Origin of the sequence: Methylobacterium sp. J-068 (assembly GCF_022829445.1) — a bacterium.
In the GTDB taxonomy this organism is placed as follows: domain Bacteria; phylum Pseudomonadota; class Alphaproteobacteria; order Rhizobiales; family Beijerinckiaceae; genus Methylobacterium.
In genome coordinates, this window is the sequence record NZ_JAKSXY010000096.1 from 1 (window position 1) to 342 (window position 342).

The window sequence follows — 342 nt, forward strand, 5'->3', positions numbered from 1 at the left end:
GTCCGCGGCTGCCCGCCAAGACGTTGCGTCCGGTCCGATCGATGTCGCTGTTCCCGCCCATGCTCTGCACGCTGTCGCCTCCTGTCCGTGGACGATTCCAATCGACCACAGGAGGCACCCGAGATGTTGGGCAAGTCACCCTAGCCCGCGGGGAAATCACCCAAGGGCCGTGAGGCCGTCGTGATGACCGCAAGATCCGAAGCGCGCACCCTCGGCGAAGCAATCGCCGGCCCCCTGCGGCTCGGCGAGAACGGGAAGGTGGCCCTGTCGCCTGTGGGGCGGGCGACCGGTCTGAACGACGGCCTCACGGCCCTTGGGTGATTTACCCGCGGGCTCGGGTGA

At 68.1% G+C, this 342-nt stretch carries 1 protein-coding gene; it reads left to right on the forward strand.

Features of this window, described 5'->3' with window-relative positions:
- Window positions 1-183 precede the first annotated feature (183 nt).
- Window positions 184-321: a hypothetical protein gene (locus MKK54_RS16490; protein WP_244012290.1), complete on the forward strand. Its 138-nt coding sequence runs from the start codon at window positions 184-186 to the stop codon at window positions 319-321.
- The last annotated feature ends 21 nt before the right edge of the window (window positions 322-342 follow it).